At 31.7% G+C, this 19,481-nt stretch carries 20 protein-coding genes and 1 other RNA gene; 4 read left to right on the top strand and 17 right to left on the bottom strand.

Annotated features, from left to right (window positions below; translation table 11 throughout):
- Positions 1 to 58 precede the first annotated feature (58 nt).
- Entirely contained in the window at positions 59 to 988 is a 930-nt protein-coding gene (locus KAR88_RS03655) for a DUF2860 family protein (RefSeq protein ID WP_002782905.1), read from the top strand.
- Positions 989 to 1,010: 22 nt separating this feature from the next.
- Here the strand turns inward: KAR88_RS03655 and KAR88_RS03650 are convergent, their stop codons facing one another.
- Together KAR88_RS03650 and KAR88_RS03645 are read right to left on the bottom strand one after the other, a co-directional pair.
- Positions 1,011 to 2,342, bottom strand: coding sequence for an MATE family efflux transporter (locus KAR88_RS03650; RefSeq protein WP_192801263.1), 1,332 nt, complete (start codon positions 2,340 to 2,342; stop codon positions 1,011 to 1,013).
- Between the two features lie 225 nt (positions 2,343 to 2,567).
- Positions 2,568 to 3,503, bottom strand: a complete 936-nt coding sequence (locus KAR88_RS03645; protein ID WP_042962449.1) for an NAD(P)-binding domain-containing protein — start codon at positions 3,501 to 3,503, stop codon at positions 2,568 to 2,570.
- 70 nt (positions 3,504 to 3,573) lie between these two features.
- On the opposite strand from KAR88_RS03645, the gene KAR88_RS03640 reads away from it, so the two are divergent.
- Positions 3,574 to 4,806 carry a glutamate-5-semialdehyde dehydrogenase gene (locus tag KAR88_RS03640; protein WP_002804775.1) on the top strand — a complete coding sequence of 411 codons (1,233 nt, stop codon included), beginning with the start codon at positions 3,574 to 3,576 and terminating at the stop codon, positions 4,804 to 4,806.
- Complete coding sequence (locus KAR88_RS03635; RefSeq protein ID WP_002788234.1) at positions 4,803 to 5,888, top strand: FUSC family protein; 1,086 nt, start codon at positions 4,803 to 4,805, stop codon at positions 5,886 to 5,888. The genes KAR88_RS03640 and KAR88_RS03635 overlap by 4 nt, the downstream gene beginning before the upstream one ends.
- A 161-nt stretch (positions 5,889 to 6,049) precedes the next feature.
- On the opposite strand, the gene efp is transcribed toward KAR88_RS03635, so the two are convergent.
- The gene (efp, locus tag KAR88_RS03630; protein ID WP_002776189.1) at positions 6,050 to 6,619 is read right to left on the bottom strand and encodes an elongation factor P; all 570 of its coding nucleotides are present in this window, start codon (positions 6,617 to 6,619) and stop codon (positions 6,050 to 6,052) included.
- 106 nt (positions 6,620 to 6,725) lie between these two features.
- On the opposite strand from efp, the gene rnpB reads away from it, so the two are divergent.
- Positions 6,726 to 7,050, top strand: an RNA gene (gene rnpB / locus KAR88_RS03625) — RNase P RNA component class A.
- Here rnpB and KAR88_RS03620 read toward each other — a convergent pair.
- From KAR88_RS03620 to KAR88_RS03555, 14 genes are all read right to left on the bottom strand, one after another.
- Positions 7,048 to 7,323, bottom strand: coding sequence for a hypothetical protein (locus tag KAR88_RS03620; RefSeq protein WP_002776186.1), 276 nt, complete (start codon positions 7,321 to 7,323; stop codon positions 7,048 to 7,050). The genes rnpB and KAR88_RS03620 overlap by 3 nt on opposite strands.
- On the bottom strand, positions 7,304 to 7,690 hold the full coding sequence (fliS, locus tag KAR88_RS03615; RefSeq protein ID WP_002776169.1) for a flagellar export chaperone FliS: 387 nt from the start codon (positions 7,688 to 7,690) through the stop codon (positions 7,304 to 7,306). Before fliS ends, KAR88_RS03620 begins: the two co-directional genes overlap by 20 nt.
- Before the next feature lie 10 nt (positions 7,691 to 7,700).
- Entirely contained in the window at positions 7,701 to 9,629 is a 1,929-nt protein-coding gene (fliD, locus tag KAR88_RS03610) for a flagellar filament capping protein FliD (protein ID WP_038401136.1), read from the bottom strand.
- A gap of 2 nt (positions 9,630 to 9,631) precedes the next feature.
- Positions 9,632 to 9,997, bottom strand: coding sequence for a FlaG family protein (locus KAR88_RS03605; RefSeq protein WP_002776146.1), 366 nt, complete (start codon positions 9,995 to 9,997; stop codon positions 9,632 to 9,634).
- 156 nt (positions 9,998 to 10,153) lie between these two features.
- Positions 10,154 to 11,956: a menaquinone biosynthesis decarboxylase gene (locus tag KAR88_RS03600; RefSeq protein WP_192801222.1), complete on the bottom strand. Its 1,803-nt coding sequence runs from the start codon at positions 11,954 to 11,956 to the stop codon at positions 10,154 to 10,156.
- The gene (hemC, locus tag KAR88_RS03595; protein WP_002782915.1) at positions 11,953 to 12,879 is read right to left on the bottom strand and encodes a hydroxymethylbilane synthase; all 927 of its coding nucleotides are present in this window, start codon (positions 12,877 to 12,879) and stop codon (positions 11,953 to 11,955) included. Before hemC ends, KAR88_RS03600 begins: the two co-directional genes overlap by 4 nt.
- Entirely contained in the window at positions 12,876 to 13,262 is a 387-nt protein-coding gene (locus tag KAR88_RS03590) for a hypothetical protein (RefSeq protein WP_002782917.1), read from the bottom strand. The genes hemC and KAR88_RS03590 overlap by 4 nt, the downstream gene beginning before the upstream one ends.
- Positions 13,259 to 14,968 (bottom strand): proline--tRNA ligase, encoded by a 1,710-nt coding sequence (locus KAR88_RS03585; RefSeq protein WP_004284949.1) that lies wholly within the window; start codon positions 14,966 to 14,968, stop codon positions 13,259 to 13,261. Before KAR88_RS03585 ends, KAR88_RS03590 begins: the two co-directional genes overlap by 4 nt.
- On the bottom strand, positions 14,955 to 16,250 hold the full coding sequence (hemA, locus tag KAR88_RS03580) for a glutamyl-tRNA reductase (RefSeq protein ID WP_134162909.1): 1,296 nt from the start codon (positions 16,248 to 16,250) through the stop codon (positions 14,955 to 14,957). Before hemA ends, KAR88_RS03585 begins: the two co-directional genes overlap by 14 nt.
- Complete coding sequence (locus KAR88_RS03575) at positions 16,250 to 17,143, bottom strand: polyprenyl synthetase family protein (protein ID WP_002780880.1); 894 nt, start codon at positions 17,141 to 17,143, stop codon at positions 16,250 to 16,252. Before KAR88_RS03575 ends, hemA begins: the two co-directional genes overlap by 1 nt.
- Before the next feature lie 16 nt (positions 17,144 to 17,159).
- Positions 17,160 to 17,690, bottom strand: a complete 531-nt coding sequence (locus tag KAR88_RS03570) for a hypothetical protein (protein WP_002780877.1) — start codon at positions 17,688 to 17,690, stop codon at positions 17,160 to 17,162.
- On the bottom strand, positions 17,690 to 17,953 hold the full coding sequence (locus KAR88_RS03565) for a DUF2018 family protein (protein WP_002780876.1): 264 nt from the start codon (positions 17,951 to 17,953) through the stop codon (positions 17,690 to 17,692). Before KAR88_RS03565 ends, KAR88_RS03570 begins: the two co-directional genes overlap by 1 nt.
- A 128-nt stretch (positions 17,954 to 18,081) precedes the next feature.
- The gene (locus KAR88_RS03560) at positions 18,082 to 18,639 is read right to left on the bottom strand and encodes a 2-oxoacid:acceptor oxidoreductase family protein (protein WP_002776094.1); all 558 of its coding nucleotides are present in this window, start codon (positions 18,637 to 18,639) and stop codon (positions 18,082 to 18,084) included.
- Entirely contained in the window at positions 18,636 to 19,481 is an 846-nt protein-coding gene (locus tag KAR88_RS03555) for a 2-oxoglutarate ferredoxin oxidoreductase subunit beta (RefSeq protein WP_002776093.1), read from the bottom strand. Before KAR88_RS03555 ends, KAR88_RS03560 begins: the two co-directional genes overlap by 4 nt.

The raw sequence follows: 19,481 nt of genomic DNA, 5'->3' as shown, positions 1-19,481 counted from the left end.
TAAAGTAATATTAGTTACAATAAAATTTCTAATTATAAAAACTATCAAGGAGTTTATCTTGAAAAAAACCTTATTTTCTTTTGCTTTGGCCTCTTTATTTGTAAGTCAAGCTTCATCCATAGAATTTCAAAGTGGTCTTAGCGGAAATTTAAGCCTAGGAGTAGGTGTAAGAGATGTTAAGAGCAATATCTCACCTCTAGCAAATAGTGACTATCTAAGCGGATACAATGCCGATAATTCTGATACAGCTGCTATCCCTTTTATAGGTCTTGAGCTTTATTATGGCAATTTAATCGATAATGATAGAGTATTTCTTAAAAACTACAACGGAAGGGATTTAAGCGGTATTGCTTTGGGTTATGAAAGAGCTTATTTAGAACGCTTTAGCACTTCTTTTTCTTTCATTTCATCTTTAAGAGAAAAAGCTTATGCTAATCCTTATTTTATAGGCAATCGTGAAGAAACCGATGTAAGTAAATACGGCTTTAGAATTTCACAACTTTATGAAAGTGATTTTGGAAAATTCAACGCTTCTTATGTTTTTGCAAAAAATAAATTAGATAAAGAAAGTATAGAATTTGCTTCTCTTAAACGAGAGGGAAATTATCATGAGTTAGAATTAAGCTATAATTATTCTTTATTAAATTTAGGCTTAAACTATGATTATAATGATGCTGATGGAAAGGCTCAAAGCTACTCAAGATATGGCTTTAAAATAGGAACACATCTGGTTTTTGCAAGAAATTATATCCTAACTCCAAGCCTAAGCTTAAATCAATACAAAACAGATGGCACCGATCCTATTTTTAACCAAAAACAAGATGGTAGCATTACAAAATTCAATCTCAAGCTCGTAAAAAATCAATTCTTAGGCTATAACTCACTTTATGGTTTTACAAATTATGGCTTAGAAAAAAGAAATAGCGATATAGATTTTTACGATGAAACATATCACATCTTACTTGCAGGTGTAGGATATAAATTCTAAAATCAATCCAAAGAAACTATCCTTATAAAAACGATAGTTTCTTAAAGACTTTTCTAACAAAAATACAAGCTAAAACCAAAACACAAAATTCAGCAAAAAATGGACTAAGCCACACTCCTTTTAAGCCCATGATAGAAGATAAAATCAAAAGAAAACATAAAGGAATAAAAAGATTTTGACTCAAGCTTAAAATCAAAGAAAAACTCGCTTTATTGCTCGCTGTTAAAAAAGAACCACTTAAAACATTAAACCACGCAAAAAGATAATTAAAAGAAAACAACATCAAAGCCATATAAGCAAAAATGATAAATTCTTGATCATTTTCTTGAGTAAATAATCCTACTAAATCCTTACCCAAAACAAATATCATTGCAACAGACAATAAAGATAAAATCGCACCTGCAAAAAACATTACCTTTAAAATATCTTTAATCCTTGAAAAATCTTTTTTAGCATAATTATAACTTAATGCAGGTTGCATCGCATCACCCATAGCGATAATAAGCATAATGATAAAATTATCAATATACGAAACGATAGAAAAAGCGGCAACTGCTTGAGTGCCTGAAATTTTTAACAAAACTAAATTAGCAAATATACCATATAAAGAACCCGAGATATTGCCAAAAAATTCACTGCTTCTATTATAAACTATGTTTTTAAAAATCTTCATATTCATATACAAACTTGAAAATTTAAGCTCTAAATTCTGAAATAAAAAAGGAAAAATTCCAAAAATACCGCCTAGCATAAGCCCCAAGCAAGTCGCAAGAGCTGCTGAAAACAAGCCCCAACCCAACACAACGATGAAAATATAATCAAGCACTATATTACTCAATGCTATAATCACATTCATTGTCATACTATAAGTTGTTTTTCCGCAAATTCTAAGATAATTATCCAAAGCAAAAGAACACATAGTAAAGGGGGCGAACAAAGCAAATACAAGCATACACTCTTTTGCCATTGATTTGATATCTTCATTTACATCTAAAAAATCGATCAAAACAGGACTTAAAAGATATTCTAAAATACCTACCAAGCATGAAATAAGGAAGATAATTAACATACTAGAACTAAAGATTTTTCTAGCTAAATGTTTCTTCCCAAGTCCTAAATGCATAGAAATTTGCACAGCTGAACCAATGGCTATCATATCAGCCAAAGCAAAAGATATCATAATAAAAGGAATAATCAAGGCCAAAGCTGCTAAAGCGTCATTTCCTAGATATTTTCCAACAAAAATTCCATCAACAATATAATAAAAAGAAATAAATGCCATGCTTATTACATTAGGCACAGCACATTTAACAAAAAGCCTAAAAGGGCTTAAGGTGCTAAAAATATTTGACATAAAAAATCCTTTAAAATATTTAACAATACAAATATCTTAAAAGGAGCTAATAGAGTGTTTGAAGTCCTAGTATGTAGAAAGCTAAGCGATAGGTTTCTATCGGTATGATTTTTTTATTGTTTTTATCTTGTGTTTGCATGATAATATTTAAAAATTAAAATATAATAAAGAAATTATAATATTGAAAGTTTAATAAGTCAAATTCAGCCCAAGGGCCAAATTTGATTAAATTACGGCAAGTATCTTTACAGCGTCATTTAAGCCTGTTACTATGCTTGCGCCATTTTTAGTTGCGATATCCCCTGCTACGAAAATACCTTTTACATTGCTTTGTTTATTTTCATCCATTAAAGGAACTCCTTTATCATCGACATTGATTCCGCATTTTTGTAAAAAATCAAGAGGAGTAGAACCACCGATAGCATAAATGATTCTATCATAAGTTTCGTTGCTGCCATCGTTAAATTTCACCTTAGCTTTACCATTATCATCCTCAAGTTCTTCTATATCTATACCGAGTTTTAATTCTACTTTGCCTGAATTTCCAGCTTCGTGAATATCTTTAAGATTGATATCGTTTAATCTTGTAAATTCTTTCTTGCGATAACAAAGGCTTACTTTATTAGAATTAGCTAAATCTACTGCATACTCTGCAGCTGAATTTCCACCTCCTACAACAAGGATTTTTTCATCACCTAAAACAGAATTAGCATTGAAATTAATAATCTTTGTTAAAGTTCCAGGAAGTTTATAATCAGGCTTATTAGGCTTACCCATTCTACCTATAGCTACGATGATATTTTTACACTCATAAACACCCTTGCCTGTACTTACTAAAAATACTCCATTTTCATTTTTCACACTCTCTACCTCAGAGCCAAACTCAACTTCTATTTTATGCTCATTTAAAGCATTTTGAAAAGTCTCTATAGTGCTTTCTTTGGTTCCATCTTGAAAAGGAACATGTCCGTGATTTGTGCCTTCACAACCCTTATAAGCCATATCAACCCTTTTGCCATCTTTATAAAACTGCATCAAAGTTTGACAAATATTGTTTGATTTTTCTAATACCAAAACTTCTTTATTTTTAAGCTTAGCTTCAACCGCACAACCAATTCCTGTCGGCCCTGCACCTACTACAATTAAATCTACTTTTTTCATTCAAATTTACCTTTCAATTCTAAAATTTTTTGTATAATTTATCAAGTTTTTTGTAAATAAAGGATTAAAAATGCGAAATTTACTTGAAAATATTAAGAAAAATTCTCAAAAACTGCTCAATTTAACTCCCAAGGATAAAGAAAATATTATATTGAAATTAGCTTGTGCTTTAAGAGAGAATTTTAAAATCATATTAGAAGCCAATGAAAAAGACATGACAAATTTTACCAAAAGCGGAGCAATGCGAGATAGACTTTTGCTAGATGAAAAACGCATTTTTTCTCTTTGCGATGCTTTGGAAAAGATTGCTTATTTAGAAGATCCTATAGGTAAAATTTCTAAAGGCTGGGTTAATTATGCGGGCTTAAAGATAGAAAAAATCAGCATTCCTATAGGATTAATCAGTGTGATTTATGAAGCAAGACCAAGCCTAAGTGCTGAAATCATCGCTTTAATGATAAAAAGCTCCAATGCTTGCGTACTTAAAGGAGGCAGTGAGGCAAAATTTACAAATTCGGCCATATTTGATCTTGTTTATAAAGTGTTAGAAGAGTTTAATTTGCAAGATTGTTTTGCTATGTTTTATGAAAGAAATGAAATCATGCAAATTTTAGCTTTTGATGATTTGGTTGATGTGATCATCCCTCGTGGAAGTTCAAACATGATACAAGAAATTGCTAGTCATACAAAAATTCCACTCATTAAACAAGATAAAGGCTTATGTCATGCTTTTGTGGATGAGAGTGCAAATTTAAATATGGCTTTAGAAATCATCCTTAATGCAAAATGCCAAAGAGTAAGCGTTTGTAATGCTCTAGAAACCCTTTTAATCCATGAAAAAATTGCTAAAGATTTTATAAAGCTTTTAATCCCTGAATTTGAAAAATTTAAGGTAAAAATTCACGCACATGAAAATATCTTAGAACATTTTAAAAACTCAAAATTAGAAATTTCAAAGGCTGATGAAAGCACTTTTGATACAGAATGGCTTGATTATGCTATCAGTATAAAATCGGTAAAAGATTGTGATGAGGCTATAGAGCATATCAACCAACACAGCTCTTTACACTCTGAAACCATAATCTCAAACAATGCTTTAAACATAGGCAAATTTCAACGCCTTCTACGCTCATCTTGTATTTATGTCAATGCCTCGACTCGTTTTAGTGATGGGGGTGAATTTGGCTTTGGTGGAGAGGTAGGAATTTCCACAAGCAAACTTCATGCAAGAGGTCCTATGGGAGTTGAAGATATTTGCACCTATAAATACTTAATCAGTGGAGAAGGACAGATAAGAAAATGAGTAAAAGAAAAATTTTAAAACAACAATGTAAAGAAATCATACAACTTAATCCAACCGAAAGAGTTTGGCAAATGCCTTTTTTCTTTGCCTTAGCAGTTGGATTTGCGCTTAGTATTGCTGCATATTATGATCGTATGGACTTAGGATTAATTGCTATAATAGGAATCATGGCTTTTGTTTATACAACCAATACACCTATGTATCATAGAATGGCTGTTACAATGTGCTGCTCTTTTGGTTTGTGTTTGTCTTTTTTAATAGGACTTTGCACGCATTTTTTTCCTGCATTCTCTCCGCTTGTAGTTGGCTTAGTAGCTATGGCTAGCTCTATTTTGATACGCTATTATAATATAGGCGCGCCAGGATATTTTTTCTTCGTTTTTTCCTGTTTACTAGCTTCATTTTTTCCTTTTCCGCCAAAAGATTATATTTTTCTAGTGGGACTAATCTGTATAGGCGGTATCATTGCTAATATAACTGCTTTTTTATACTCTGTATCTGTCATTTATATTTTTAAAAATTCTCCACCCAAACCCGTTTTAAAAAATGGAAATTTAGGTTTTGATGTTATCTTTGTGGATTCTATAATTATTGCTTTTTTTGTTGGCTTTGCTGTGTTTTTAGGAACATTTTTAGAACTTGATCGAAGTTATTGGGTTGCAGTTAGCACAACGGTTATCTTACAAGGGACTAATTTAAATTCAGTTTGGATAAAACAACTTCAACGCATTCTTGGAACAACAGTTGGAATTTTATTTGCATGGTGGCTTTTAAGAATTAAATTCACTCCTTTAGAATTTATCTTTTTAATGATGTTTTTAGCCTTTATAATTGAATTTTTAGTAGTTAGAAACTATGCCTTAGCTGTCATTTTTCTTACACCTTATGTGACCTATTTGGCCGAGGCGGCTTCTTTTGGAAACTTAAGTGTTGATATGTTAATACACGCTCGCTTACAAGATATTATCATAGGCAGTCTTTTAGGACTTTTAGGAGGTTTTGTTATTCATAGGGCTTATTTAAGAAAATATTTTAAATACATTGCAAAATACATTTTTAGAGTAAAATTGACAAGTAAATAATTCTTTAAATTCAGCTTTTAAGCTTGCATGCATTAAAAGCTGAAATAATATATTTTAAAATCTTACATAAATATCTTAATTTATACAAACTTGCTGAATTTGATATTTATTTTTTGCGATAAAATCAAACGCGCTTAAAAAAATCTGTACGCGTAAAAATTTTATTTATTAGCTCTTTCGATATATTCTCCGCGCACTGTATCAACGCGTATAACTTCACCCTCTAAAACATGGAAAGGAATTTGCACAACTGCACCTGTTTCAAGTGTAGCAGGTTTTTTGTTTGAACCTTGAGTATCGCCTTTAAAATTTGGAGCTGTTTCTACAATCTTAAGTTCTACAACTTGCGGAACTTCCACGCCAATAGCCTTGCCGTTGTGAAAAAGTACATCCACCATCATACCATCAAGCATCCATTTTTTTGCTTCGCCTACATCTTCATCACTGATTGCAACTTGCTCATAAGATTCTGTATCCATAAATTGACAATTTTCTCCATCATCATAAAGATACTGCATAGTTTTTTCTTCCAAATTTGGAGCTTCGCATTTATCTCCTGCGTGAAAAGTTTTTTCTAAAACCTTACCATCAATAAAAGATTTGATTTTTATACGCACAAAAGCAGGACCTTTTCCTGGTTTTACATGTTGATATTCAACTATTTTAAAAGGAATTCCATCGATTTCGATTTTAAGCCCTTTTTTTAAATCACCCATTGAATAAGATGCCATAATTTTCCTTTTATATTAAAAATAAATTATAATTCTAACAAAAATTATTTGATATCACAATATAATTGATAATAAAATAAGCATTTTTTTGTTAGAATTTAGCTTTAAAGCATAGTAAATGCTCGCTTCTTTAAAAAAAGAAGAGGAAAGTCCGAGCTGCAAAAGACAAACATTCCATCTAACAGATGGCTAGGGCGACCTAAGGGACAGTGCAACAGAAAGAAAACTACCACAAAAGTGGAAAAGGTGAAACGGTGAGGTAAAAGCTTACCAGCGATTTTGGCAACAATTTCGGCTATGTAAACCCAATGTGCAGCAAGAAGGGATGGTTAAGGTCTTTGTTTTAACCCTTCGCTTGATTTTGTTTGCAAAAACAAAACTAGATAAATGAGCATTCTAGACAGAACTCGGCTTATCGCTATGCTTTTTTAAGATTTAAAATATGTCAACGCTTTTTGAAATTTTTGAATTTCAACAGCTTTTGTTTTTTTCTTTTGTTCAATCAGTATAACAGCTTCTTGCAAAAGAGCTTGAACTTGATAAAATACATCATTTGCATTTTCTTTTAAAAAATCTTCTGAAGGCGATTCTTTGGCTAAATTTTTAATAAAAGCTTTCATATCAAGTTCATCAAGTAAATTTTCAAGTTTATTGACATCTTCTTGGATTAATGCAAGTTTAAAATCACTGAGCCACTGTTTCATTGTTATGCACTTCTCTCCAAGCTTCTAGTAAACCTTTGGTTACATTTATAACTTCATTGATTCTATCTTCGTTATTTTCTAAATTTGCCAAAGATAAAAGTTGAATTTCTCTTGTATAAAGCCCGCTTAAATAATGTGCCACTTCTCCGCCTTTTTCATAGTTTAAAGTATTAATAAGCTCTATAAAAATAGCCGTGGTTCTTTTTACAAAATACACTCTTTGTTCTATATCTTCATTTCTTATGGCTACTTTAGCTCTTGCACAAAAACGCAAAATTCCCTCATAAAGCATTTCAATAAGTTTTTGCGGGGACTCTATCCCCACTTGATTTTGAGAATAAGCATTATAGGCTAAATTATTTTGCATCTTTTTATCCTTAATTATTAGAATTGTTTGCCGCATTAATCATATTAGTCACAGTATTTAGCTGTTGATTGAGTTTATTTAAAATACTCTCATATTGCAACCATTGATTCGCCATTGTATCATATCTTGTATCAATCATAGCCTGAGTCGAGTCTTTAGAGGTATTTAATGATTTAATATCATTTGTCAAACTCTCATCATATTTTGTAATTGAACCATCTTTTCCAGTCATCTCTTGCAACGTGGCTTTTAATTTTGAAAAAATACCTTTACCTTCTATAGGCTTAGAGGTTATATTTACGTCAGACAAACCTAATTCCTTGAGAATGTTAGCATCTCCTTTGATTGAAAAATCCGAGCTACCATCTCCACTAAAATTCAACCTAAACCCTGTAACATTGTTTTGATTATAGGATTCAACCTTAACTTTTAAGCCTTCAATACCTTTACTGTTTATATGATTAGCTAAATTTTGAAGCAATTCTTCCTCTGTTTTCCCTGTTAATTTAAAATTAGTACCATCAGAATTTTTAGATAAATCATATGTTTGATTATTAAAAACTATAGTAAAATCTCCTGGTTTAAATTCTAAACCATTAGTATTACCTCCATTGGAATTAAGATATTTACTTAAACTTCCTGTCTTAATTACCTCTCCTGTGTGATTAATGTCTTCGTATTTAGTAATATTTGAAAAAAAACTTTCAGTAGAGTCTGGATCTTCTTTAACTTTTTGTTCAAATTTAGAAGAATCAAAACTCAAAGTGCCTGCATCATTTAAACTTAAGCCAAAATCCTGCATAGAAAGCATAACCTTAGTGTTTACTTTATTACCATTTGCATCTTCAGTAGTTCCATCAACAACTTGAGAATCAAACAAATCAGCAAGAATGCTTGAGCGTATTGAATTTACTTCACTGATGCCTTGTAAAGTTCCTTTTGTTCCAGTTTCACTATTATAGTCAGTTGCAGCATTAAGATTGGTTACTAAATCATTATAAGCATCCACCAAATCTTGCATGGCTTTTGTCACACCTTCAAAATCTTGCTGTACATCAAAATTAATTTCACCTGTTTTATTTAAAGTTAAAGTCATTCCTACACCAAGATCGGTAACAGTGTTACTTGATCTAAACATCTTAATACCATCAAGTGTAAATTCTGCATTTTGCGCAGTTTGGATATGCAAAGAAGCATCCTTAATACCATAACCTTTTTTATCCTTAGCTGGATCAATAGAACTCGTTGTATCTAATTCCCATCCAAGATTTTTGAATATTGTTTCTGCCTCTGAATCACTTGTATACTTACCATTCGAATCTTTTTTTCCCGCATAGAAACTTATCGCACTGTCTTCGCCTGTTTCTTTACTGGTTAAAGTTAAGCGGTAAGGAGTGCCTTTCTCTCCTGTGTTTACAATCTTAGCGACAATCTCTCCTCCACTAGCTTCATTAATTTTATCAGCTAAATCTCTATAGGTTGTGTTTTTATCTACCGTAACAGTATATTCTTTGCCATTTGAAAAAAAAGTAAGATCGGCAGTTCCATTTAATTGTGCATTAACAAAACCACCGTCATTTGCTAATCCTTTACTTTGATACACATCTTTTTGTGCAAGTTGAGTAACATTGATATTCATGCTTTGTAAAGCAACACCCGAATTAACCGTAAGACTTGCTGGAGGATTATCGCTAATACTTCCTACAACTTTTCTTTTCGCAAAAACCGTAGCATCGGCTAATGATGAAACAGCCGTCTGAAAACTTAGTAATTTAGTTTTGATTTCTGTTAAATCTTTTTGTTTGGTTGTATTTTCTTCAATTTTTTTAGTATAAGGATCAATACGAGCTTTTTGCTCTGCTTCTTTTAATTTATCTATAGTATCTTGAGTTAAAACCCCAGAACCAAATCCTAAACTAGATAGACTACCAAATGCCATTTTTAACTCTCCTTATCAAATATCATTCCTATCACATCCCTAAAATACTCAGCTAATCTCATAGCTTCTTCACTAGGAATTTGACGGATTTCCCTTCCAGTGCTTTTTTCAGTCACGCTAATATACATAGAACCGATTTTATCACTATAACCAAAACGAACATTGGTATCTAGAGAATCCATTTGCTCATTTAACTTTTTTGTAATATCAGCCAACTTTTCACTCACACCTCGTTGCTGTCCATCATCGCCTTCTTGGCCTTGACTTCTATCGGTTTGAATGTTTAAACTAGCCTGTGTCTCACTTGTTCTTTGGCTAATGTTTGCCAAAGCTGTATCCATTTGCCCATTTGCCTTCGATATTTCCATTTTAAAATCCTTTTTAAAATTTCCTATTGCTAGTTAAAAGCTTATATCGACAAATTTATAAATTTATGAACACTTATAAAGAAAATTTTATTTTTCAATAATAAAAAAATAATAAGCAAAAACTGTGCCAAAATTTTAAAATAAATCTCAATTATCTTAAAAAATTTCAAATTTATTAAAAAGATCTGGATTATTTTCTAAAATATTACGCAAGATCAAATCTTCTATCACGCTTTTAGTGCAATCTGTTTGCTTAGGCCAAGCTCTTAAATAACCCTCAGCTTCACCTTTAGCACTTGCATCTACTCCAAGTCTTTCTTCTTTGATAAAAATATCTCTTTTAGCATCTATATTATTTACCACACGCCAAACAAGCATATAAGAATTTTCAAGCTTATTTTCAGCATCTAAAAACACTAAAATCCTAAAATGTTTTTTAAATTCTAAAAGTTTGTCAAAACTTTGTTCGATTTTTTCTTTTTTATCAAGCAAAATACAAACTATAGGACTTTTACTTTCTTTATAAAATTGCTTTAAATTTAAAAGTTCTACCTTAGTTTTAAAAAGTTCTAGTAATTTTTCATCTTCTAAAATTTCAAGCTCTTCAACTTGTATTTCTTCACAAGCATCAAGTCCTGCTTTACCCCCAAAACAAGAATTAGGTGAAGCATGATCTAATTGATCACAAATTCCTTCTGAAATTAAAATTTTCTTTGTATTAAAACGATCTAACATATAAGGAATTAAAGCATCATAATCTTTCAAAGAAGGTGCATTTTTATCCACAAAAATTGCATGCTTAACAAAACTCATTTGCCCTACTCCCCAAAATGCATGCATAATTTGTTGCGCATGAGCGGGATATTTTGCATCGATTTTTGCTAAGATAAGATTATGAAAGACCCCATTTTCAGGCATATTATAATCAATTAAATCAGGTACTGAAGTTTGAAGCAAGGGTAAAAAAATTCTTTCAGTACCAAGCCCCATGATCTTATCTTCTAAAGGAGGCTTTCCTACAACCGTTGCTTGATAGATCGCATCTTTTTTAGCATAAATTTTTTCTACTTTCATCACAGGAAAAAGTTCAGCAGGAGTGTAAAAACCCGTATGATCTCCAAAAGGACCTTCGATTTTAAACTCTTCTAAATCCACATAACCTTCAATAACCACATCACTATCATAAGGTACAAAAATACCATTTTCACAAGGAGTAATTTTTGCAGGAGTTTTTTTAATAAAACCATAAAGTAAAAGTTCAAAAATTCCCTTAGGTAAAGGTGCTTGAGAACACCAAATATAAAGCGGATCTCCACCTATGGCTATACTTACAGGCATTTTTTTAAAACCAGCATTTTTGTATTCGTGATAAAAATTTGCCCCATCTTTATGAATTTGCCAATGCATTAAAAGTTCATTTTTATCACTCATTTGCAAACGATACATTCCAAGATTATTTTGAGTTTTATCTAAATTTTGTGTATAAACTTGCCCCATGGTAATAAATTTACCCGCATCATCTTCCCAAGTTTTTAGTATGGGAAGTTCTTCAAGTGAGTTTAAAATTTCATAATCATACAAGGCTTTATTTTTTTTCAGTCTTTTAGGAGGAATATTTTTAAAACTTAACAAATTCATAAAAAAATCCATTTTTGCTTTAAAACTCGTAGGAATATGAAGCTTGATGAGTTTTGAAATTTCTTCAGCCACCTCTTCATAATCACGTCCAAAAGCTAAATTTAAAGCCTTTTTATTGCAAAAAGTATTCATCAAAACAGGAAATTTATATTGTTTATTTAATTTTTTATCTATAGGATTTTTAAATAATAAAGCCTTCCCTTTTTCTCCTTTTTTAGCTTCTATATAGGCTAAATGAGCGATTTCAAGATCTACATCTACAGGTTCTTCAATTACCCTTAAAAGATCATTTTCTTTTAAAATTTGAATAAATTCTTTCATATCATACTCTCAGCTTTTTTTAAAAGTTCTTTAGCACCTTTAGCAATAAACTCCTTAGCCAAACTCTCTCCAAAGCCTTTAAAATCACTTTTTTTGATCATTCTTTTTTCTTTTAAAATTTCACTACCATCAGGCAATCCAAGTATAGCACGCACACAAATTTCATCTCCTAAGAGTTCTGCGTTAATACCTATAGGCACTTGACATCCTCCTTCTAAAGTAGAGATAAATTCTCTTTCTATGGTAGTTTCTATCAAAGCATTGTCATCATTTAAACATTTTAAAAATTTTAAAAATTTTTCATCATCTATACTTTCTATGCCTAAAGCTCCTTGGGATGCCGCTGGGATTAGCTCATCTTTGCTAAATGTATAAACAAAATTTACTTGTTTATCTAAATCCAAACGCTTAATACCTGCCATAGCTAAGATAATCGCATCAAAATCCCCATTTTTTAATTTTTCTATACGAGAATTTACATTGCCACGCAAAGAAATGATTTCCAAATCAGGTCTTAATAATAAAAGTTGCATTTTGCGTCTAAGACTTGTAGTGCCTATCTTTGCGCCTTTTGGCAAAGAAAGAAAATCTTTATAATTTTGACTCAACATCGCATCATTACTTTGTTCTCTTTTGCTAACTGCAGCCAAAACCAAGCCTTGCGGAAAGAAACTTGGCACATCTTTTAAACTATGCACAGCTAAATGCGCTTCATTTCTTAGCATACTTTCTTCTAGTTCTTTAGTAAAAAGTCCTTTACCACCTATTTTTGCTAGTGGGCTATCTAACAAAACATCTCCTTTGGTTTTAAAGCCTTCTAAGCGAACTGCTATGCCATGAGTTTTATTTAAAAAATCTGCTATAAATTCGCTTTGCCAAAGAGCTAATTGACTCTTTCTTGTAGCTATAACAAGCTCTTTCATTTTCTCTCCTCTATAATTTCAACATCGATAATTTCTTCATCAGAAGTGTTATTTTGTCTGTAGTTTCTTTTATATCTAGGCTTAGCAAAATTAAAAATCAAACCAAAACACAAAACAAAAAATCCAAAAATACTCGTTACTATTCCTGGAAAGATAAACAAAAAAGCCGCCATTACAAAAGCAAATTGAGTCAACATATCTTTAAAACCGCTTATACGAAATTCAAGCATATTTTTCCAAAAAATTCCGAGCAAAATTACTCCAAAAATCATACTAGCTAAAATAAAAATTAAAAAATTTCCCAAACCAAAAAATACAATAAATAAAATACTTGCAACAAGTTCTAGTAAAAAAAGCGGACTAAGGCTTAGCTTGTAATTCATTCTACACTCTTTTTAATAAAATCAAATACTTCTTTACTTGATATGATTTTTTTCTCTAGTGTTTTTCTATCTATAAATTCTAACTCATCTTTTTCTAAGCCCTTGCCTACAACTAAAGCATAAGGAAAGCCCATAAGCTCAAAATCATTCATCTTAACACCAAAACGCTCATTTCTATCATCAAGTAAAACTTCAATACCTGCATTGCTTAAATCCTCATAAAGCTTGGTAGCAAATTCCAAAGACTTCTCATCTTTGATATTTGAAATTATAATTTCAAGCGTAAAAGGAGCTAAGGTTTTATTCCAAATACAACCCTTTTCATCATGATTTGCCTCAATTGCTACTGCAAGTAAACGCGAAACCCCTATACCATAACATCCCATGTAAAAAGGCTTGCTTTTGCCATTTTCATCTAAGAAATTTGCATTCATAGCCTTAGAATATTTTTGCCCTAATTTAAAAATATGTCCTACTTCTATACCCTTGCTTAATTTTAATTTTGCTCCACATTTAGCACAGCAATCATTTTCTTTAACCTCTGCTAAATCCTTAAAGCGATCTTTGTTTAAATTAACTACATCAATGCCTATTAAATGATAATCTTTTTCATTTGCTCCCATTATCATTTGTTTTTCGCCTTCAAGCTCTTTATCCAAATAAAAATCAACATTTTTCAAACCCACAAAGCCTATAAAACCTGCAACCAATCCCGCTTTTTCTAATTCTTCTTCGCTCGCATCCACAAGCTCAAGAGCATTGCAAGCGTTTTGAGCCTTAACCTCTTGCAAATCATCACTTCCTCTTATAAAAAACACAACTAATTTGCTTTCATTTTCATAAATAGCTTTTTTTACCACTGCTTTAATCGTATAAAAAGCATTAATTTTAAAAAATTGTGCTAAAGAATCTATAGTTTTAATATTTGGAGTGTGAAATTTACTTGCATAATTTGCTTCAGGACGCTCTTCATCACAAGTTTTATTGGCTCTAACTGCAGCTTCAACATTTGCAGCATAATCACAATTTTCACAAATTAAAATATCATCCTCACCATTTTTTGCCAAAACCATAAATTCCTTAGAACCACTTCCACCAATAGCCCCACTATCAGCTTCAACTGCTCTAAAATCAAGCCCCATTCTTTGTAAAATTTGAGAATAAGTTTTATACATAAGCTCAAACTCACGCCCTAAATCTTCTTCATTAGCATGAAAACTATATCCATCTTTCATTAGAAATTCACGACATCTTAAAAGCCCAAATCTAGGCCTTGCTTCATCACGAAATTTAAGTCCAATTTGATATAAATGCAAAGGAAGTTGTTTATAGCTTGTGATTTTGTTTTTTACCAAAGAAAGCATAGCCTCTTCATGTGTTGGACCTAAAACAAATTCATTTTCTTTTCTGTCTTTAAAACGCAAAAGTTCTTTTCCAAAAACATTATAACGCCCACTTTCTTGCCACAAACTTGCAGGAGTGATAAAACTAAGATTTACTTCTTGTGCTCCAGCCTTATCCATTTCTTCTTTAACTATATTTTTAATCTTGTCTAAAACTCTTTTTCCCAAAGGTAAAAAATTATAAAGCCCACTACCAATTTGCTCAACAAAGCCAGCGCGTGTTAAAAAAATATGGCTCGGTAAAGTCGCATCTTTTGGAGCCTCTTTAAGACTTGGTGCATATAATTTACTAAATTTCATCATTATTCTCCATATTAAATTCGCATGTGTATTGATTTAAACCTTCAAGATTATTTTCCAAATCAAAAATATAACGCATAGCATTAATCACTGTATCACTTTGCATTTTACCTTGCAAATGTTTCAAATTCATAGTTGGAGTATGCAAGAAAGCTTTAAAAACTTGATGGATTAATTTTCTTGCCTCTTCTTCATCAGAATGTTTTAAATATCCTTTATCTAAAGCGATTTGAAGCTGTTTGTTGGCACATTCTTTTGCTTGCAAGCGAATCGCTTTTATAATAGGAGTTAAAGCTAAATCATTTAAATATCTAAAAAATTCTGCTGTCTCACGCCCGATGATACCATACGCCATACGCGCTTCTTGTTCTCTTAAGGCTAAATTTTTTCGCACAACAACTTCAAGATCATCGACCGCAAAAACTGATATTTTTTCATTTTCACTAATATCAATATCTCGTGGCACAGCAATATCAAAAAAATATCTCTTATGAGAGACCTCATCGATTAAAGAATTTGCAATAATAGCATTTGGGGCATTGGTAGCTGAGAAAAAAAGTTCATACTCATTAAGATATTTTTTTAAATTATTTAAGCTATCGCACTCGCTTAAAACACCCAATCTCTCACAAAGGATACGAGCCTTTTCCATATCCCTGTTTAACACTATAACTCTAGCTCCAGCAGTGATTAAATGCTTGGCTGCAAGCTCTCCCATCTCACCCGCACCTATAACTATAGCACTTTTTCCATCTAAAGGCAAAAGTTCTTTAGCCTTAGCTACTGCTACACTAGCGACTGAAATAGGATTTTTTGAAATTTGGGTTTCATTACGAACCTTAGCTGCGCATTTAAATGCACTGTGAATTGCCCTTGAAAGATGTACCGCGCAAAAATTATTTTTTAAAGCAAAAGCAAAAGCATCTTTTAATTGCCCTGCGATTTGTGTTTCTCCAACAACCAAACTATCAAGTGAGCTTGCAACCGAAAAAAGATGATGAATAGCTCCGCTATCTTCAAAAATATCAGCTTTTTGAACTAAGCTTTCTTTATCTACATTGCATAATAAAGCTAAGGATTTAATAATATATTCTGCACAAGCTTCTTTTACATAAGCTACTATTTCTACACGATTACAAGTGCTTATAACCAAACATTCTTCAATATTTTCATGAATGCTTAGCAATCTCAAAAACTCGTTTTTTTTTGCTTCATCTGAAAAACTCAATCTCTCCCTTAAAGAAAGATCTGTATTTTTATGAGTAAAAGATATGCAATAATACATTAAAAATCCCTATCTATCATAGCTTGAATTATATCTTGAAGTTTTTCATTGGAAAAATCTTTTATAGCTAGTGCTGCTTGGTGGGCATATTCTTTAGCCTCCAATATAGCTTTATTTAAAGCTTTTGTTTCTTCAAATTTGGTTTGTATCCAAATTTTTTCATCATTGTTTAAATCTTTTTGAAATAAATTCTTTAATTGAGCCCTATCCTCATTATTTAAATTTTCATAAAGATAAATATAAGGCAAAGTGGTTTTACCCTCTTTAAAATCATTCATAGCAGGTTTTCCAAGGGTTTTTTCATCGCCCTTAATGTCTAAAATATCATCAATCATTTGAAATGCAAGACCTAAATTTTTGCCATATTCTCCAAAAGCTTTTTCATCTAAATTTGCCAAAATAGCCCCACACCTTGCACTTGCTTCGATTAAAACTGCGGTTTTATTATAAATCATCTTTAGATATTTATCTTTATCCGCATTAAAACTTTTGCTAAGCTCAACATCCATAAGCTCGCCTACAGCAAGCTTAACAACCGCATCTGAAATAATACTTGCAAAACAAGCATCTAGTTGGCTCAATTCATAAAAAGCTTTTGAATATAAAATATCTCCAAGCATAAGGGCGTTTTTTGTACCAAATTCGGCATTAACAGACTTTGCACCACGTCTTAATTTGCTTTCATCTATGATATCATCATGCAACAAACTTGCTAAATGTATAAGTTCTATTGCGGCACAAATTTTATAAGAATTTGCATTTTCTCCTGCGATTGCTAAAAGTAGCTTTGAACGCAATTTTTTGCCTGATTTGGTATTAGCAAGCATAGTTAAAATAGGTTCATAATCAAGCTCTTGCAAATATTGTTTTATCAAATCATCTATTGGCTGCACCCTATATCCTTTAAATTTAGTTTGTGGTATTTTCTCGTTGTATCAATGGTTCTACTTGAGGCTCATTAAAATCTATCATAGGCACTACTTGATTATTTTGAGGCGGATTTGTTAATTGCATTTTTCTTGGATCAAGAAATTTCACTTCAAGTCTAGAATCCTTATCTTCTATATACACAGTAAAAATTGCCTCACCTTTTTTGTATTCGCTAAATTCTAAAATAAGCCTTGCTCTATCAATATGTGGATTTTTATAATCAGGAATTAAAGTTTGGGTTACCCAGTCCAAATTTCTTCTTAAACTCATCACAAATTGACGCGGATATTTACGAAATTTAGAATGAACGACTATATTGGTATTATCAAACAAAGTCCAATAAAAATCAAAATTTTGAACCCCATTATCATAACCAAGCTCTTTAATCTCCACGCTAGCTCTCTCGTCTTTTTTAAGTGTAAATTTATATGTATAATCAAAAACAGGAGCAGCATTTAAAACAATGCAATTTGCCATCAAAGTAAAAAAAACCAAAAGCCTAATGCTCATTAGCCCTCATGTCCTAAAATTTTAGCACCTAATTCTATAAAAAGATCGTTTTGCCTTTCTTGAATAAAATCTCCATTTTCAAGTATAAAGCTTTTCATATCCATTTCATTAAAACCTTGTTTTTCTAAAAGCTCGATCATAGCAATATGATCAGCAAAAAAGTTTTCAAATACTTTTTCTAAAGCTCCTAAATTTCCATTTTGTATAATTTCTATAAATTTTTCCTTAGGAGTTTTATTAAACATTTCGTCAAAAATATCCATTGAATTTCCTTAATAAATATGTTTTTGATTATAAAATTTTAATCGTTAAAAGTAGCTAAATTAAAAAATGAAAAAGTTTAAAAATTTATTTCAAGAAGCAATAAATTTGGGAATAAACCCAAATTTATTTAAGAATGAGCTTTGGTTTCTTGTGCATATTTAACACCCAAATCAAAAGCTTTAGAATTTGCATCTCTTGTTTTAGCTGGAACCATATGAAGCATCGTTTCTTTAAGAATATCCAAATCAATACATTTACTCATATAAGCAGCTATGGCTAGTGCAACAACTGATTGAGTAGCTACATTACCTACCTCATCTTTAGCTATAGTAATGATAGGAATTTCAAAAATTTGCCATTTTTTATAATCTTCGCTTTCAGGATGAACCAAATTTGGTTCTACAACTATGATGCCACCCTCTTTTACTCCACCACGAAAACCTTTATAACCCTTATCTGCAGTTGAAAGCATAAAGTCTACTTCGCCCTCTACCGCATAAGGAAAAAGAATTTCTTTATCATCGATGATAATATCAACCTTAGTCGGACCTCCACGCACTTGGGAAGTATAAGTTGAAGCTTTAAAGGCTTGACGACCTTCTTTAATCGCTGCTTCAGCTAAAATTTCTCCTGCGGTGATAACACCTTGACCACCCTCACCACCAAATCTTAATTGATATTTCATTTTAAGGCTCCTAAATCAACCATTCTTTTTTCTTTGGCTGCACGACGCACTTCTTCATAAGCATGACAATATTCTGGCTGCGTGCTATCTTCATATAAAACACCTGTTGGGAATTTATCTTTTCTTTCTTCAAAATCCATACTTTCAAATTTAGACTTATCCACAACACGATTTTTAATCCAATCAAGCATAGCCACTGCTTCACCCATTTTATTTTTTCTACCTAGGTTAATATGACAATTTGAGAAAACATCAACAAAGCTATAACCTTTGTGTGCTAAAGCTTTATAAATTAAATTTTCTAATTTATTTGCCTCAATAACATTTCCTCTTGCCACGAAAGAAGCTCCAGCAGCTTTAGTTAATTCGCAAGCATCAAAATTTGGATCGATATTTCCAAATTGTGCAGTTACTGTATAAAAACCTTTTGGAGTAGTTGGAGAAGTTTGAGAATTAGTAAGCCCATAAATAAAATTGTTGATTACAATATGAGTTAAATCTATATTTCTACGACATCCATGTATAGTATGATTTCCACCAATTGCTAAAGTATCACCATCGCCACTTACTACAATAACATGTTTGCTAGGATTGGCTAGTTTTATGCCTGTTGCATAAGCAATAGCTCTACCATGAGTAGTGTGCACGGTATTGCAATTTACATAAGAGCTCATTCTACCGCTACATCCTATACCTGAAACAAGACAAACATCATCCATATTCCAACCCAGCTTTTCTATCGCGCGGATAATACATTTTAAAACTACACCATCGCCACAACCCCAACACCATTGAGTAGGAAGTTTATCAGTTCTTAAATATTCATCATAATTAAACGCCAT

Source organism: Campylobacter sp. JH23 (assembly GCF_017846595.1).
Lineage (GTDB): Bacteria > Campylobacterota > Campylobacteria > Campylobacterales > Campylobacteraceae > Campylobacter_D > Campylobacter_D coli.
The sequence above is the reverse complement of the archived record's forward strand: the minus strand, read 5'-3'. Positions and strand labels throughout refer to the sequence as shown.

Coding starts and splice junctions, on each gene's coding strand:
- KAR88_RS03585 (WP_004284949.1), bottom strand. CDS start 14,968: ATGATGAAATTTAGTAAATTATATGCACCAAGTCTTAAAGAGGCTCCA.
- fliD (WP_038401136.1), bottom strand. CDS start 9,629: ATGGCATTTGGTAGTCTATCTAGTTTAGGATTTGGTTCTGGGGTTTTA.
- KAR88_RS03555 (WP_002776093.1), bottom strand. CDS start 19,481: ATGGCGTTTAATTATGATGAATATTTAAGAACTGATAAACTTCCTACT.
- KAR88_RS03605 (WP_002776146.1), bottom strand. CDS start 9,997: ATGGAAATATCGAAGGCAAATGGGCAAATGGATACAGCTTTGGCAAAC.
- KAR88_RS03645 (WP_042962449.1), bottom strand. CDS start 3,503: ATGAAAAAAGTAGATTTAATTGTAGTAGGTGCAGGGCCGACAGGAATT.
- KAR88_RS03600 (WP_192801222.1), bottom strand. CDS start 11,956: ATGAAAGAATTTATTCAAATTTTAAAAGAAAATGATCTTTTAAGGGTA.
- KAR88_RS03620 (WP_002776186.1), bottom strand. CDS start 7,323: ATGAAACAGTGGCTCAGTGATTTTAAACTTGCATTAATCCAAGAAGAT.
- KAR88_RS03650 (WP_192801263.1), bottom strand. CDS start 2,342: ATGTCAAATATTTTTAGCACCTTAAGCCCTTTTAGGCTTTTTGTTAAA.
- hemA (WP_134162909.1), bottom strand. CDS start 16,250: ATGTATTATTGCATATCTTTTACTCATAAAAATACAGATCTTTCTTTA.
- KAR88_RS03590 (WP_002782917.1), bottom strand. CDS start 13,262: ATGAATTACAAGCTAAGCCTTAGTCCGCTTTTTTTACTAGAACTTGTT.
- KAR88_RS03640 (WP_002804775.1), top strand. CDS start 3,574: ATGCGAAATTTACTTGAAAATATTAAGAAAAATTCTCAAAAACTGCTC.
- KAR88_RS03570 (WP_002780877.1), bottom strand. CDS start 17,690: ATGAGCATTAGGCTTTTGGTTTTTTTTACTTTGATGGCAAATTGCATT.
- fliS (WP_002776169.1), bottom strand. CDS start 7,690: ATGCAAAATAATTTAGCCTATAATGCTTATTCTCAAAATCAAGTGGGG.
- KAR88_RS03635 (WP_002788234.1), top strand. CDS start 4,803: ATGAGTAAAAGAAAAATTTTAAAACAACAATGTAAAGAAATCATACAA.
- KAR88_RS03565 (WP_002780876.1), bottom strand. CDS start 17,953: ATGGATATTTTTGACGAAATGTTTAATAAAACTCCTAAGGAAAAATTT.
- efp (WP_002776189.1), bottom strand. CDS start 6,619: ATGGCATCTTATTCAATGGGTGATTTAAAAAAAGGGCTTAAAATCGAA.
- hemC (WP_002782915.1), bottom strand. CDS start 12,879: ATGAAAGAGCTTGTTATAGCTACAAGAAAGAGTCAATTAGCTCTTTGG.
- KAR88_RS03560 (WP_002776094.1), bottom strand. CDS start 18,639: ATGAAATATCAATTAAGATTTGGTGGTGAGGGTGGTCAAGGTGTTATC.